The organism is Flavisolibacter ginsengiterrae DSM 18136, from assembly GCF_059568575.1.
Genome location: NZ_JCANTR010000008.1, coordinates 79,559 through 94,653 on the forward strand (window position 1 = coordinate 79,559; position 15,095 = coordinate 94,653).

Genomic DNA, 15,095 nt, shown 5'->3' on the forward strand with positions numbered 1-15,095 from the left:
TTTGCCTGCCTGGCATTTTAATCACACGATCCATAATCAACTAACAATGCATTCCATAAATTATACATCATACATACTTCATACATTTATTAAGTCAGGACAAAATAAAAAAGCCTTCTTGTTATCCTGGTCCTTAGTAATTTCTATTCTATTATCTGCACAGGAAACCATTGAAATTTCCGGGCTGGTTACAGGCCGGGAAAACCACGACCCTTTAGCCGGTGTTGCAGTAAATATCAAAGGCACTGTAGTAGGAACACTCACCAATAACAACGGTGCATTTGTTTTAAGAACCAGGCAAAAACTTCCCTTTACACTTTTATTTAGCTCGGTTGGTTTTGCGCCTGATGAAGTTGAGGTGACAAGTATTAGTTCTCAATTAAAGGTTGCTTTATCTACCAGGGTCGTTTTAGGAAGTGAGGTTGTCGTATCCGCATCCCGTGTACCTGAAAATATCCTTCGTTCTCCTGTTGCTATAGAAAAACTGGACATAAGGGCCATTAAGGAAACTCCATCACCGGGTTTTTATGATGCCCTTGAAAAAGTCAAAGGCGTGCAGATGATCACAGCCAGCCTAACCCTCAAAGTGCCCAATACAAGAGGATTCAATACATCCAATAATTTCCGTTTCATGCAAATGGTTGACGGCATTGATATGCAGGCTGCTACCCTGGGTGTTCCGCTTGGCAATGCCATAGGGCCCTCTGAACTTGATATTCAAAGTGTAGAGATCACTCCAGGAGCGGCATCAGCATTATATGGAATGAATGCTATAAATGGAATGGCTAACCTGATAACAAAAAATCCGTTTGATTTCCAGGGCTTAAGTATTTATCATAAAACAGGGATCAACCATGTTGATGGAACCGATCATGCACCAGCCATGCTTACAGAATCTGCCATTCGTTTTGCCAGGGCATATAACAATCATTTCGCGCTTAAAGTGAACTTTAGCTATATGCAGGGAATTGACTGGCGGTCAAATACAAGGGCTGATCAAAATCCCAATAATTTGAAAACATCAAATCCGGCCTACCCGGAATTGAACGGGATTAATAATACAGCATTTGATGGCTGGAACAAATATGGCGATGATGCATTGGCGGGAAGTAACCTGGTATCACTAAGTGGCCTTACCATTAATGGCAAGGCCAATCAAACATTACGTATAGCGCGAACAGGTTATTGGGAAACGGACCTGGTAAAACCCCAGGTGGATAATCTCAAATTGGATGCATCGCTGCATTACCGCTTTTCAGAAAAAGCAGAACTGTCCTATACCTATAGAGCAGGCAAGATGGATGGCGTATTTCAGCGAGGGAATAAAATTCAACTGGACAATGTGATTGTCCAAAACCATGCCCTGGAATTGAAAGGAAATAAATTCCTGGTAAAAACTTATATCTCATTGGAGAATACGGGTGATTCCTATAATGTCAAACCACTTGCAGATAACCTGGATCTTTACAGTGGAGGCTCTAATTCTGCCTGGGCAACCAAGTATAAGAATGCATTATTAGCATATGGCAGCGCTAATGGTGGCGCATTATCTTCATCCAATCTGGCGGCGGCTGCAAATTACGCCCGCAGCATTGCAGATGCCGGCCGTGTAGTGCCTGGAACCGCTGCATTTGAAGCGCTGAAGAATCAGATCATCTCTATTAATAATTGGGATATTCGTTCCGCTTCTATACCTGATGCGCCGGAGACCGGTGGTGCTGCCCTTGTTCAAAAAAGCAGGTTATACCATGGCGAAGCTCAGTACGATCTGTCCGGGAAGATTAAGATTGTTGATATCCTGGTTGGAGCAGATGCCCGTATATATGAGATCATACCAGATGGGAATAATTTCGTTGATTTCTCAAGGCCAATACCAGAAAGAAATCTTCCATTGAAGGATGGCAGTTTTGGAAATAATGTATATTATAAAAAGTATGGTGCTTTTTCCCAGTTGACCAAAAACCTGTTTCATTCCAAATTAAAACTTTTTGCTTCTTTACGCTACGATTATAATCCTGAATTTAATCCCAAATTTACTCCAAGGGTAGCAGCTGTATACACCTTTCATGATAAGCATAATTTTCGTTTGACGTTCCAGCAGGGTTATCGATTCCCGGCTTTATTTGAGGCATTATCCTATGTGAACAATGGGAGGGTCAAAAGGGTTGGTAGTCTTTCCTACATTAATGAGGGATTGGGATACCTGGAGAACAGTTATACACAAGCATCAGTTATTAATTTTAATGCAGCAGTGAGTGCGCAAGGTAATAGTGATTCGGCGGCTCTTGCCAACCGTAATTTATTAGTGGTGGCTAACCTTCCCAGGGCCAGGCCCGAAAAGATCAATTCCCTGGAAGTAGGGTATAAGGCAGTTTTATTGGATAATAAACTAATCATTGATGTCGACGCCTATAGTAATCAGTATGATGGATTTTTAGGGCAAGTGCAGGTATTTGTGCCAAAAAATGAGAAGGTAGGAACTGACGAAGCAGTGCTTGCCATGCTGGACCGGAACAGGGATGCAACCACCGCTACCTCTACTACGGCAGCAAGCCAGGGACAGGATCGCTACCGGGTTTATACAAATTCAAAAAATACCTACAGGAACTATGGCGCAGCTTTGGGCTTTCTCTATAATTTTTACAGGCGTTATAGTTTTTCTGGAAACGTCAATTATAATAATATTAGGGAGCTGGATGCAAAAGATATTTTTGTCACAGGATTTAATACACCGGTATGGTCAACCAATATTGCTTTCAGCAACAGGGAGATACTTAATAATATTGGCTTTGCCATTGCCTGGAAATGGCAGGATAGTTATGTTTGGGAAAGCCCTCTTGTAAATGGTAACATCCCTGCATTTCAAACGATTGATGCACAGGTTAGTTTTCGTTTGCCAAAGATTAAATCCCAGTTGAAGATAGGAGGTGCTAATATTTTAAACAAGCGCCATATTGAATATGCAGGAGGGCCAACTATAGGAGCGATTTACTATGTAGCAGCAACAATGGAAGGATTATTTAATCATTGAAATGGAAAGCGGTAATTAATCAGTAATAAGAATACTTCTTCATTATCTTAGTTGAAATAAAAGATGAAGCTATAATTGACTTTCAATATAACGGAGGCTTTTATTTTCTTTTAACTACCATTATGAAGAAGATTCTTTTTTTCGGGTTTTTGCTCATGGTGATTGTAGCCCAGGCCCAGCATAAGACAGTCACTATTCCTGCTCAACCTATTTCCCAAAACATTATTATAGTTACAACGGATGGATTTAGATGGCAGGAAGTATTTGGGGGTATGGATACGGTAATTGCCAATAATAATAAATACAACGAAAGTGATAGTTCTTATTTGTACCAGGCCTATTGGAATACCAATAGTGAGGAGCGGAGAAAGAAACTAATGCCTTTTTTATGGTCCGTAGTAGCAACAAATGGACAACTGTATGGTAACCGCAATTACGGAAACAAGGTGAACACAGCCAATCTTTATTGGTTCAGTTACCCGGGCTACAGTGAAATTTTGACAGGCTTTGCTGATACAGCAATTAATTCCAATGAATATCCTCCTAACCCAAATACAAATGTGCTGGAATATTTAAACAAACAACCTCGATTTAAAGGAAAAGTTTCGGTATTTGGTGCATGGAATGCTTTCGACCGCATTTTAAATGAGAAACGAAGTGGCATGCCCGTTATATCTGCTTTTGACCTTGTAGGGGGGAAGTTTCCAAATGCCAACCAGCAATTGATAAATAAAATGAGGAGTGATTCTTACAAGCCATGGGGCAGGGGTGAATGCCTTGATGTATTCACGCATTATGCCGCCCTGGAAGAACTGAATAATAATAAGCCCAGGGTTTTGTATATAGCTTACGGTGAAACTGATGAATGGGCGCATTCAGGTAAATACCGTTCTTACCTGGATGCAGCGCACCAGGTAGACGCATGGATCAGGGAACTTTGGGAAAAGGTGCAATCAGATCCACACTATCGCAATAAAACTTCTTTGTTTATTACTACTGATCACGGGCGGGGAGATATTATAAAAGACCAATGGAGGGATCATGGGAGCGATGTGCCAGGTGCTAATGAAATATGGTTTGCAGTAATGGGTCCAGGTATTATACCCGGTGGAGAAATAAAAAACGATGGTCAATGGTACCAGCAACAATTTGCACAGACCATTTCCAATCTATTGGGCTATGCATTCAGGGCAGAACATCCCATTGCACCAGCTATTGTTCCTATCAGGGGAAAATAAAATTCACCAAAAAAATTGGAAAAACTATTTCTTCAATTTAGTAAGTGCAGAGCCTTTATGTGCTGCAATATGATCTGATTTATCACTCTTTATCTCATATTGCGGCTCTTCTTTCGATGCATGGTGGGTATATCCCTTGTAATCAAAGTCTTCATAATGTATCTTAACGATCGTCCCTGAAACATGACCGGCTTCAGAGTTCCAGCTTACATGGTCACCAACTTTAAATTTCTCAGGCATATTATAATAGGTGAAGTATGTTTTCGGTTCAACTATGGTACAACAAATACCTATCCGAAGATCCTAATTCTGTTGCTTTAGATCTTAATAATTTTAAGGCCCCTCAAACCAATGCCTTTTGCGCATGATGGTGCATAACCAAAAGCCCGATTTCTATTGTCTCAACAAAAACAAACAGGCAATGCCTTTTGAGACATTGCCTGGTAATCATTAAAACATAAACTCTTCCTGGGGTATCAATTCAAGGTAACTTTCAACCGTTGCAATACCAGGTGCAAACCAGGCAGCTTCCTCGGCATCCTCCTTCTCAGTGAAAGAGCGGACCTTTCCCCTTAATATTACTTTATTGCCGATTACTTCTACGGAAATTCTTTCAGCATCTATAGTTGCTGTTCTCAGTAAGGCATTACTGATCTTGGATTTTACATCCCCAGCCGAAGCTTTAGGCTTAATAGCAATATTGTTGATCACGCTGCGAACACCTACCAGGTTAACTACCGAGTTACGTGCAGAATTTCTTTGATATTCCCATTCAACTTCACCACCGAGTGTTACTATACCGTCTTCTACTTTAACTTCCAGCTTATCTTCTGGTACTGCACTGTGCCATTTTAAAGCATTCAATACAGAGGCTGCAATTTCTGTGTCAGACTTCCTATAACTGGGAGATACACCTATTTCAATGTCTTCTGCAATTGCTTTTACGCCTGCAACCTTTCTTACAGTGTGTTCAGCTTCAATTTTTTGAGCATAGCTGTCTACCTGCCCTGAAAGTGTAACAATTCCATTTTTAATAGATACACCTATCTCGGATGCTTTTAAAAAGGGATTCCATTTTAATTGGTTCAATACATCCTGTTGAATTTCGAGATCATTTTTCATGATAGTATTTTAAAATGATGAATAATATAGTTCTCAACCGGTGCTCTGGACTTACTGGCGTCATTAAGATTGTGATAAACCTGGCTTTTTCTTACTAGGGATATGGCGCTTATCCAGGTAGGATAACAGTCCATAATTCAGGATTTCCTCAAAGCAAATTCAATTCAATATGCCTGGCAATGAGGACTGTCAAAGAAAGGCGTGATGGTGGTCATTGCCTCTGAAATCCAGGTGAGATAGGTTTACATTATATAAGTTAAGCTATTTGTAAGAGTAAATATTCTGTATGAATGCCCAGGAAAAAATAACGATGACGATACCATTGGATGAGGTGGAACTTAAGGGTGATTTGGCAATTCCTGCAAATGCACATGCACTGGTGATATTCGCACATGGAAGTGGAAGCAGCAGGTTGAGCCCTCGTAACCAGATGGTTGCGGCATACCTGAACAGCATAGGACTTGGTACCTTACTCTTTGATCTGCTGACCTATGAAGAAGACAATAATTATTCAACACGTTTCGATATAAACTTACTGGCACATAGACTTTGGGAGACAACACTTTGGGTGGAAGGGCAGAACTGGGGCAAAAATATTCAACTCGGTTTTTTTGGCGCCAGCACTGGCGCAGCAGCTGCACTGGTGGCAGCATCTACATTGCCCCAGGTCCTTGCAATTGTTAGCAGGGGAGGAAGACCTGATCTTGCCTTTACTGCCCTTCCAAAAGTGAAGGCCGCTACCATGTTGATCGTAGGCGGTAATGATACCCAGGTTTTGAAACTCAACCAGAAAGCTTATAACGAATTGAGGTCAGAAAAGAAACTGGAACTGGTGCCCGGTGCCTCTCATTTATTTGAAGAAAAAGGTACTATGGAACAGGTATGCCTGTTGGCAGGAAGCTGGTTTGAAAAACATCTGCATCCAATTCCTCTGCTTAACGATTAAAAACTAATAAAATGTTTACAAACAGAAGCGAAGCAGGTAGAATGCTAGCTGCCCGGTTGCGGAAATACAAAAATATTCCCGGTGTTGTACTGGCAGTTCCGCGGGGTGGGATACCAGTTGCTTATGAAATAGCAAAAGAATTAAATATTCCCCTGGAAGTGATCCTCGTTAAAAAGCTGGGACATCCTAATAATAAAGAATATGCTATCGGTGCGGTAGGTTTGAAAGACAGTTTTGTCCTGCCACATGAAAATGTAACACAGTATTACATCGAAACGGAAATGGCCAATATCAGGGAGCGTTTAAAGGAAATGCAAGCCAGCTTCCTGGGAGATAGGGAACCAGAAGACCTGGCTAATAAAACCGTGATTGTAGTTGATGATGGGGTAGCTACAGGAAATACACTATTAGGAACGCTCCAGGTGCTTAGAAAAAGTCATCCTCATAAAATTGTACTGGCAGTACCGGTTGCGTCCCAGTCTGCAGTTGAAAAGCTTGAACCTTTTGTTGAGGAAATGATTGTACTACTCAGTCCCGAATCATTCAGAAGTGTGGGATTATTTTATAGCGATTTTTCGCAGGTAAGCGATGAGGAAGTGATGTATTACCTGGATAAGCTCAATGCCATCAAAAAAATAAGTTGACTTATAACGCAGGTCAGATGGGACTGCTTATTTGCCAGATGAGCAAGAAAAATATGCTGGCTTATTTCAACTCTTCCATAAGTTGTCAGGTATTTACCATCTTATTGTCTGTAGAAATATCTATATTAGTTGCAAGGATTGCAGGTTATGTTGTTTTGCCGAAACTTTACTTATTGGATAGATAAACGCAGCTGGAAGTATATATTCCTGCTTACTACCCTGGACCTCTCTGGAATAAGATAATTTCCTTCACAAATCTTCCGGCAGGCTGTATTCAAATGTTTGGGTATTTGCCTACACCGGTTATTTTCAAACTACTCAAAATTGTACTATGCCCTATTACCATAAGTTGGGTGAGATCCCCCATAAAAGACATACCCAATTCCGCAAACCTGATGGCTCATTATATTCGGAACAATTATTTTCTACCGAAGGCTTTTCAAATGATTATTCCCTGTTGTATCATGTATATCCACCCACACAGATCATAAAAACCGAAAAGCCTGTGAATGTAGCGCCGCAGGTGGCAGAAGAAAAAATGTTAAGTCACCGCAGTTTTGAAGGCTTCAGGATCAGGCCTGAAGATGATTACCTAGTTAGCCGGATGCCTGTGTTAGTGAATAACGATGTTCATATAGTTTTAGCAGCTCCCCGAAAAGGCATGGAAGATTATTTTTTTAAGAACGCAGATGCTGATGAAATGATCTTTGTACATGAAGGAAGCGGAGTGTTAAAGACCATGTATGGTGAATTAAGTTTTGGTTATGGGGATTACCTGGTCATACCCAGGGGTACAATTTACCAGGTAAGTTTTGAACACCAGGATAATAGACTGTTCATAGTGGAATCTTTTAGCCCGATACGTTTTCCTAAAAAATACCTGAGCAAGAGTGGACAATTGCTGGAACATTCACCTTTTTGTGAAAGAGATATCAGGGCTCCACAAAATTTGGTAACACATGACGAAAGAGGGGATTTCCTGGTCCGTACAAGGAAAAAGGGGATCCAATATAATATTCATTATGCTGCCCATCCTTTTGATGTAATAGGGTGGGATGGTTGCTGCTATCCTTTTGCTTTCTCTATTCACGATTTTGAGCCGATCACCGGCAGGGTGCACCAACCGCCGCCTGTTCACCAGACCTTCGAAGCGAATAATTTTGTGGTTTGCTCTTTCTGCCCGCGATTGTTTGATTACCATCCCGAGGCCATTCCGGCTCCCTATAACCATAGCAATATCGACAGTGATGAAGTATTGTATTACGTGGATGGGGACTTTATGAGTCGCAAAAATGTCACCAGGGGAATGATTACCCTACATCCTGCAGGCATCCCTCATGGACCACATCCCGGAGCAGTGGAGAAAAGCATCGGGGCTAAAGAAACGAAAGAACTGGCCGTTATGGTGGATACTTTCCATCCACTTATGCTTACCAGGCAGGCCCTCGATATTGAAAATGATAATTATGTGATGAGCTGGGCAGAATAGTCGACAAGTACCCATACCAGAGCAGGGGAAGGCCAAACTAAATTCCAGGTGGCTCTTCCCCTTTTTGCCTTTTGACTTCTTATTAATCCCTATGTATTATGGATAAATGCAATTTTAAGTATCCCCCGACCCCCTCGATTTATCCAATCTCTAAAATAATCTTTAAACATTGAATTGTGTAAAAAGATCATGTCTCCGGTTAAAAACACTCCTTCAATTTCCTGCTTCCTTAATTGATAATTCCAACTTTCGACTGGCTGATTCCTCAGTTATTCCAGGTTAGTTCCATATATCTGCCATAGACCTTCCATAGATGTCCCAATGTTTATATAGGTGGGACATCTATGGGACAACTATGGAACATCTATGGGACATCTATGGGACATCCTGCTCTGTAGTATGGCTTTGTGTAGTTCCAAAATAGGTTGTCACTTTTTAATGTTATTCCAAAATATGTTGTCATTTTAGTAGTTAATCTATTTTGGTTACAGTCCTGAAATTGGTTTTTTGACTGCCTTGATTTTGTTTTGGATTTGAACTGGACCAGGCTTTACTGATTTTGGTATGCAATTAATACATGATTAATTAATATAATACCTTGTGACCTGAAGAAGTCGATCCTTACTTTAGTGAGAATTTGACTGATTTTATAATTTATTTTTAACAGGGATTATCATAGTTATAGCTGGAGTCAGATAACAGGCTTTCCTTTTTGTCTTTTAAGTCTTGATTATTTGAAATTGACTGGAAGTTCTTTCCTGAGTATTTTTTATATTTAAAACTAAATTATTCAGTTATGGTAAAAGTTGCAGATCTGAAAGCAGGGGACATAGTTCATGTTCTTTATGAAGGCGATGAAAGACTTGGTACTGTTGTGGATATTAACCGGATGGATAACCTGGCCTGTATAGATAATGGGGTGCAGGAATTCTGGTACCCGCCTGAAGAAATAGTTCCGGTGCCGTTAACGGAAGCTCATTTAATGAATACCCTTGGATTTGAAAAGGAAGAAAATGGCGAGGGGGTTAAGTATAAAAGAGGACCATTTCGAATCCTGGTTCATGACCCGGGCAATTATACAAATATGGATGTATGGTACCGTGAGGATCATCGCCATTTTAACCATCCCATTTATTTACACGAATTGCAAAATCACTACCTCGCCATGACCAAAGTGCCATTGGAAAGGGCTCAAATAGATTAAAACTTCTTAATTTTTTGGGAAAAACAAGCATTAGAGTCGTAAAAAACGGCTCTTTTTTCTTTTTTCGGGGGAAATACCTATATCTTTGCGCTCCCAAAATCTGTATGTCGAAACAGCCATTAATTAAACAGGACGGAACTATTATCGAAGCTTTGTCCAATGCTATGTTCAGGGTAAAGCTTGAAAACGGACACGAAATTCTGGCTACGATCTCAGGCAAAATGAGAATGCACTACATACGGATTTTGCCAGGAGATAAAGTTGGCGTGGAAATGAGCCCTTATGACCTGTCAAGGGGCAGGATCATTTTCCGTTATAAATAAATAAACGATTAATAACCTAACAATGAGAGTTAGAGCATCCATCAAGAAAAGAAGCGCCGACTGCAAGATTGTACGTCGCAAGGGAAGACTTTATGTAATTAACAAAAAGAATCCCCGCTTTAAGCAAAGACAAGGATAATACATTGTCAGTTGGCTGATGTCAATTGATGATCTGAATTGAAAATTGAAAATTAAAAATTACAAATAACTATGGCTCGTATTGCCGGCGTTGACTTACCAAAAAACAAAAGAGGCGAAATAGGCCTGACCTATATCTTCGGAATAGGACCCGCCACTGCCCGTTACATTCTTGACAAACATGGTATTGACCGTAGCAAGAAAGTAAATGAGTGGAATGATGATGATCTGAACAATATTCGTACTACCATCACTGAAGAGTTCAAGGTAGAAGGACAATTGCGTTCGGAAGTGCAAATGAGTATCAAGCGTTTACTGGATATCGCTTGTTACCGTGGTCTGCGCCATCGTAAAGGTTTGCCGGTAAGAGGTCAGCGTACTAAAACCAATAGCCGTACACGTAAAGGAAAGCGTAAGACGGTTGCTGGTAAGAAGAAAGCACCTAAGAAGTAAGATCTGAAGGCACAAGCATAGGGAACAAGGATGAAGATATTTTCTTTCATCTTGTTCCTTACTCCTTGAGCCTTCTTTCTATATGCACCCATTTACTGGAACAATTACGGATACCCCGGTGCAGGTGGAGGATTGGTCCAGGACTTTCTGCCAAAGCAGGAAGTTTATCATTAAAAAGATCACCTAAGTAAAATGGCAAAAGCACAACAAGGCGGCGGAAAAGGTCAGCAAAGCGCAAAGGCCGCTGCAAAAAAGAGGATCGTTAAGGTTGATACCTATGGCGATGCACACGTAAACGCTACGTTCAACAACCTGATCATCTCTATTACCAACAAACAAGGTCAGGTTATTTCCTGGTCAAGTGCTGGTAAAATGGGTTTCAAAGGTTCTAAGAAGAACACCCCCTACGCTGCACAAATGGCTTCTTCAGATGCTGCCAAGGTAGCATTGGATGCCGGAGTGAAGAGAGTGGATGTATTTGTAAAAGGTCCTGGTGCCGGTAGAGAAAGTGCTATCCGTGCATTGGCCCAGTCAGGAATAGAAGTAACCATGATCAAGGATGTAACTCCGTTACCTCACAATGGTTGCCGTCCTCCAAAGAAAAGAAGAGTTTAATTAACAGGTGGCTTTATGGCCACCTTACATATAGTTGAGCCAATTTGGTTTCATTTAATAAAAGGGTGCTTCATTAATTTTTACCGCTTTCAACGATGAACGCACCGGTTTCTAAAAAGCGGAAATGAAAAAAAACTATGGCACGTTACAATGGTCCCAAGACCAAGATCTCCCGTATATTCGGTGAGCCCATTTTAGGAAATGGAAAATGGTTAGGTAAAAATTCCAACCCTCCCGGACAACATGGTGCACAGCGTAAGCGTAAAAGCTTAGGTGAATATGCACTTCAGTTGCGTGAAAAGCAAAAAGCTAAGTACACTTATGGTGTATTAGAGAAACAATTCCGCAAGACCTTTGAAGAAGCTTCCCGTCGTAAAGGTGTTACCGGTGAAAATTTGATCAAACTTCTGGAATCCCGTTTGGACAACACTGTTTTCCGTATGGGTATCGCTCCTTCCCGTCCTGCTGCCCGCCAATTGGTGAGCCACAAGCACGTTATGGTGAATGGTGATGTAGTTAACGTTCCTTCATACCAGTTAAAGCCAGGTGATGTTGTTGCATTGAAAGACAAATCAAAAGACAACACATCGGTTACCAGCCAGATTCGTGGCCGTAACCCGAAGTTTACCTGGGTAGATTATAATGAAGCTGAGTTCCAGGGAACATTCATCACTTATCCTGAAAGAGAAAGCGTTCCTGAAAATATCAAAGAGCAGCTGATCGTCGAATTGTATTCCAAGTAATCATAAATAGTGGTTCATCCTTTTATGGATGGTTCACTGTGAGGAAAGGACTGACAGAGCAGGTGATCTGATGCGAACCCGCTGGTAATTAAAAAACAAACCTTAAATCTGAAATAACAAATGGCAATTTTAAATTTTCAGAAGCCCGACAAAATCGTTCTTCAAAAAGTTACTGATTTCGAAGCGCAATTCGAATTCCGTCCGCTGGAGCCAGGTTATGGCGTAACCATCGGAAACGCCCTTCGCCGTGTGTTGCTTAACTCTTTAGAGGGTTATGCTATCATTGGTGTAAGAATTGAAGGCGTAGATCATGAATTTGCAACAATCAAAGGTGTTTCTGAAGACGTGGTTGAGATCATCCTGAACCTGAAGCAGGTTCGTTTAAAGAAGATCGTTGACCATGATGTTCAAAATGAAAAGATCACTCTTTCTATAAAGAACAGAACTGAGTTCACTGCCGGTATGATGGCAGAAGGAACACAATCTTTCCAGATCATGAATCCGGAATTGTTGATCTGTACTTTGGATAATTCATCCAAATTAGATGTGGAGATCACTATTGGCAAGGGTCGTGGTTATGTTCCTGCTGAAGAGAACAAGCCAAAAGATGCGCCATTAGGATATATTCCTGTTGATGCTATTTACACGCCTATTAAAAATGTAAAATACAGTATTGAAAATACCCGTGTTGAACAACGTACTGACTATGAAAAGTTGGTGATGGAAGTTAACACAGATGGTACCATTCATCCTGAAGAAGCAGTAAAGCAGGCAAGCCGTATCCTGATCCAGCACCTGATGATCATCACTGACGAGAACATCACCTTCGATAATAAAGAAGAAAAGAAAGAAGATATTGTTGACGAACAGACTTTACAATTGCGTAAGGTATTGAAGACTCCATTGGAAGATCTTGATCTTTCCGTACGTGCCTTTAACTGTTTGAAAGCAGCCAAGATCAATTCATTGAGCGAGCTGGTTCAATATGAGCAGGAAGATTTGATGAAGTTCAGAAACTTCGGTCAGAAATCCCTGTCAGAGATCGAGCAGGTGTTAAATGAAAGAGGCCTTCATTTTGGAATGGACCTTGGTAAATTAGGAATTGATAAGGACGATTATTAAAATAAAAAGTAAAAAGTCAGAAGTAGAAAAGGTGACTTGAAACATAGGAACCCTTTTGAATTTTACCTTTTGACTTTTGACTTATTCTATAACAGTAGGCTGCAAATCCTGACACGGTGCAGCTGAATCTAAAACTTAAATGTCATGCGTCACGGAGACAAAATCAACAACCTCGGTCGTAAGAAAGCGCACCGCGAAGCGTTGTTAAGAAACCTGGCTTGCCAGTTAATTCAGTACAAGCGAATCGTAACCACTTTGGCTAAAGCAAAAGCACTTCGTGTGTATGTTGAGCCATTGATCACAAAAAGCAAAAAGAATGAAACACACCAGCGTCGTGTTGTATTCAGCTATTTGCAGGATAAGGCAGCTGTTACTGAATTATTTTCCACGATCAGCGAAAAGATCGCAGGCCGCCCTGGAGGTTATACCAGGATCATTAAGTTAGGCACACGTCCTGGTGATAATGCCGAACTGGCAATGATCGAGCTGGTAGATTTCAATGAGATCTATGGCAAAGGCAAGGAAGAGAAGAAAGAAGGTGCTAAAAGAACACGCCGTGCCGGTGGTGCCAAAAAGAAGGCGACTTCTGAAACACCTGCAGCAAAGGCTGAAACTGCAGCTCCTGCACCAGAAACTCAAACAGAAGCAACTGAAGAGCAAGCTAGCTAATGATTGCATGTTTCATATATCAAGGCAAGATTTTTTAATCTTGCCTTTTTTTATGCACTCACTGCAGAATATGCTAAAATTCAGGTGAGTGGATAAGTTTAACGTTGGGAAATTATTTGAATATTTTTCTTTGCATAATCTTTAAAATAATCAATGGAACAAAGACAAGCAATTTTAGTTCTGGCAGACGGTACAACCTGTTATGGTAAGGCATTTGGTGCTATCGGCACAACCGGTGGAGAGATCTGCTTTAATACTGGAATGACCGGGTACCAGGAAGTTTTCACTGATCCAAGCTATTACGGGCAGGTTCTTATAATGAATACGGTTCATATCGGCAATTATGGAGTTGCAGATATTGATGTGGAAAGCGACAGCATCAAAATAAGGGGCCTGATAGGGAGGAACCTGGAAGAATTATTCTCTCGTCGTAAAGCCCAGATGTCGCTTGATGAATACCTGAAATTGCAGAATATTGTTGCCATTGAGGGTGTAGATACCCGTGCGCTGGTTTCCCAAATAAGAAACCAGGGAGCTATGAACTGTATCATTTCTTCAGAGATACTTGACCCGCAGGTATTGAAAGAAAAAATGAAAGAAGTTCCGGACATGTCCGGGCTGGAGCTGGCCTCTATAGTGAGCACGAAGGTGCCTTATGAATTAGGCGATCCTGCATCTCCTGTTAAGATCGCGGTACTGGATTATGGTACCAAGAGGAATATTCTCAATTGCATGGTGGAAAGAGGTGCCTATGTGAAGGTCTTTCCTGCAAAGACTTCGCTGGAAGAATTAAAGGCGTTCAATCCTGCTGGTTATTTTATCAGCAATGGCCCTGGTGATCCTGCGGCCATGGAATATGCGGTTTCTACTATGAGGGAGATCCTTAAAGAGGAAAAACCAACTTTTGGTATTTGCCTGGGACACCAGTTACTGGCATTGGCTAATTATATTCCAACTTTTAAAATGCATCATGGACATAGAGGCATGAACCACCCGGTTAAGAACCTGGTCTCGGGTAAGTGCGAGATCACAACACAAAATCATGGTTTTGGTGTCGATCCTGAAGCAGTGAAGAAAGCAGAAAATATAGAGATAACGCATGTAAACCTCAATGACCAATCAATTGAAGGTATACGTGTGAAAGGTAAGCCGGCCTTCTCCGTGCAATACCACCCGGAAAGCACTCCAGGACCACACGACAGCCGTTATCTTTTTGATGAATTTATTGAAATGATCCAAAAGCACATTGCTTAATATTAATCCCGCATCTGCGGGATTTTTTTTGCTTTCACTTTTATAGGTTATTGGAAAGAAAGCTTTATAATCATTAGCCATGTTATTGTTCTTGGCAGAGATGA

Annotated in this window: 16 protein-coding genes; 14 read left to right on the top strand and 2 right to left on the bottom strand. The window is 41.0% G+C overall.

Features of this window, described 5'->3' with window-relative positions; all coding sequences use genetic code 11:
- Nucleotides 1–46: 46 nt before the first annotated feature.
- Together BP74_RS10150 and BP74_RS10155 are read left to right on the top strand one after the other, a co-directional pair.
- On the top strand, nt 47–3,031 hold the full coding sequence (locus BP74_RS10150; protein ID WP_496373699.1) for a TonB-dependent receptor domain-containing protein: 2,985 nt from the start codon (nt 47–49) through the stop codon (nt 3,029–3,031).
- A 122-nt stretch (nt 3,032–3,153) separates the two neighbouring features.
- Nucleotides 3,154–4,269 carry a sulfatase-like hydrolase/transferase gene (locus tag BP74_RS10155; RefSeq protein ID WP_496373701.1) on the top strand — a complete coding sequence of 372 codons (1,116 nt, stop codon included), beginning with the start codon at nt 3,154–3,156 and terminating at the stop codon, nt 4,267–4,269.
- A 24-nt stretch (nt 4,270–4,293) separates the two neighbouring features.
- Here BP74_RS10155 and BP74_RS10160 read toward each other — a convergent pair whose 3' ends face one another.
- Nucleotides 4,294–4,509 carry a hypervirulence associated TUDOR domain-containing protein gene (locus tag BP74_RS10160; protein WP_496373703.1) on the bottom strand — a complete coding sequence of 72 codons (216 nt, stop codon included), beginning with the start codon at nt 4,507–4,509 and terminating at the stop codon, nt 4,294–4,296.
- A 210-nt stretch (nt 4,510–4,719) separates the two neighbouring features.
- Nucleotides 4,720–5,391 carry a BON domain-containing protein gene (locus tag BP74_RS10165; RefSeq protein ID WP_496373705.1) on the bottom strand — a complete coding sequence of 224 codons (672 nt, stop codon included), beginning with the start codon at nt 5,389–5,391 and terminating at the stop codon, nt 4,720–4,722.
- A gap of 286 nt (nt 5,392–5,677) precedes the next feature.
- Here BP74_RS10165 and BP74_RS10170 point away from each other — a divergent pair, with 286 nt between their 5' ends.
- The 12 genes from BP74_RS10170 (at nt 5,678) to carA (ending at nt 14,991) form a co-directional block, all read left to right on the top strand.
- Nucleotides 5,678–6,337 (top strand): dienelactone hydrolase family protein, encoded by a 660-nt coding sequence (locus BP74_RS10170; RefSeq protein ID WP_496373707.1) that lies wholly within the window; start codon nt 5,678–5,680, stop codon nt 6,335–6,337.
- An 11-nt stretch (nt 6,338–6,348) separates the two neighbouring features.
- The gene (locus BP74_RS10175; RefSeq protein ID WP_496373709.1) at nt 6,349–6,981 is read left to right on the top strand and encodes a phosphoribosyltransferase; all 633 of its coding nucleotides are present in this window, start codon (nt 6,349–6,351) and stop codon (nt 6,979–6,981) included.
- 331 nt (nt 6,982–7,312) lie between these two features.
- A complete protein-coding gene (locus tag BP74_RS10180; protein WP_496373711.1) occupies nt 7,313–8,470 on the top strand; it encodes a homogentisate 1,2-dioxygenase in 1,158 nt (385 codons plus the stop codon).
- Nucleotides 8,471–9,266: 796 nt separating this feature from the next.
- Nucleotides 9,267–9,674 (top strand): hypothetical protein, encoded by a 408-nt coding sequence (locus BP74_RS10185; RefSeq protein WP_496373713.1) that lies wholly within the window; start codon nt 9,267–9,269, stop codon nt 9,672–9,674.
- 104 nt (nt 9,675–9,778) lie between these two features.
- Nucleotides 9,779–9,997, top strand: a complete 219-nt coding sequence (gene infA / locus BP74_RS10190) for a translation initiation factor IF-1 (protein ID WP_072833861.1) — start codon at nt 9,779–9,781, stop codon at nt 9,995–9,997.
- A 22-nt stretch (nt 9,998–10,019) separates the two neighbouring features.
- The gene (ykgO, locus tag BP74_RS10195; RefSeq protein ID WP_072833860.1) at nt 10,020–10,136 is read left to right on the top strand and encodes a type B 50S ribosomal protein L36; all 117 of its coding nucleotides are present in this window, start codon (nt 10,020–10,022) and stop codon (nt 10,134–10,136) included.
- 71 nt (nt 10,137–10,207) lie between these two features.
- Complete coding sequence (rpsM, locus tag BP74_RS10200) at nt 10,208–10,588, top strand: 30S ribosomal protein S13 (RefSeq protein ID WP_496373716.1); 381 nt, start codon at nt 10,208–10,210, stop codon at nt 10,586–10,588.
- A gap of 192 nt (nt 10,589–10,780) precedes the next feature.
- Nucleotides 10,781–11,203: a 30S ribosomal protein S11 gene (gene rpsK / locus BP74_RS10205; protein ID WP_072833858.1), complete on the top strand. Its 423-nt coding sequence runs from the start codon at nt 10,781–10,783 to the stop codon at nt 11,201–11,203.
- Nucleotides 11,204–11,340: 137 nt separating this feature from the next.
- Entirely contained in the window at nt 11,341–11,946 is a 606-nt protein-coding gene (gene rpsD / locus BP74_RS10210) for a 30S ribosomal protein S4 (RefSeq protein ID WP_072833857.1), read from the top strand.
- Nucleotides 11,947–12,066: 120 nt separating this feature from the next.
- The gene (locus BP74_RS10215) at nt 12,067–13,068 is read left to right on the top strand and encodes a DNA-directed RNA polymerase subunit alpha (RefSeq protein ID WP_072833856.1); all 1,002 of its coding nucleotides are present in this window, start codon (nt 12,067–12,069) and stop codon (nt 13,066–13,068) included.
- Between the two features lie 144 nt (nt 13,069–13,212).
- Nucleotides 13,213–13,737 carry a 50S ribosomal protein L17 gene (rplQ, locus tag BP74_RS10220; protein WP_496373719.1) on the top strand — a complete coding sequence of 175 codons (525 nt, stop codon included), beginning with the start codon at nt 13,213–13,215 and terminating at the stop codon, nt 13,735–13,737.
- Nucleotides 13,738–13,890: 153 nt separating this feature from the next.
- Entirely contained in the window at nt 13,891–14,991 is a 1,101-nt protein-coding gene (gene carA / locus BP74_RS10225) for a glutamine-hydrolyzing carbamoyl-phosphate synthase small subunit (RefSeq protein WP_496373720.1), read from the top strand.
- Nucleotides 14,992–15,095: the final 104 nt, after the last annotated feature.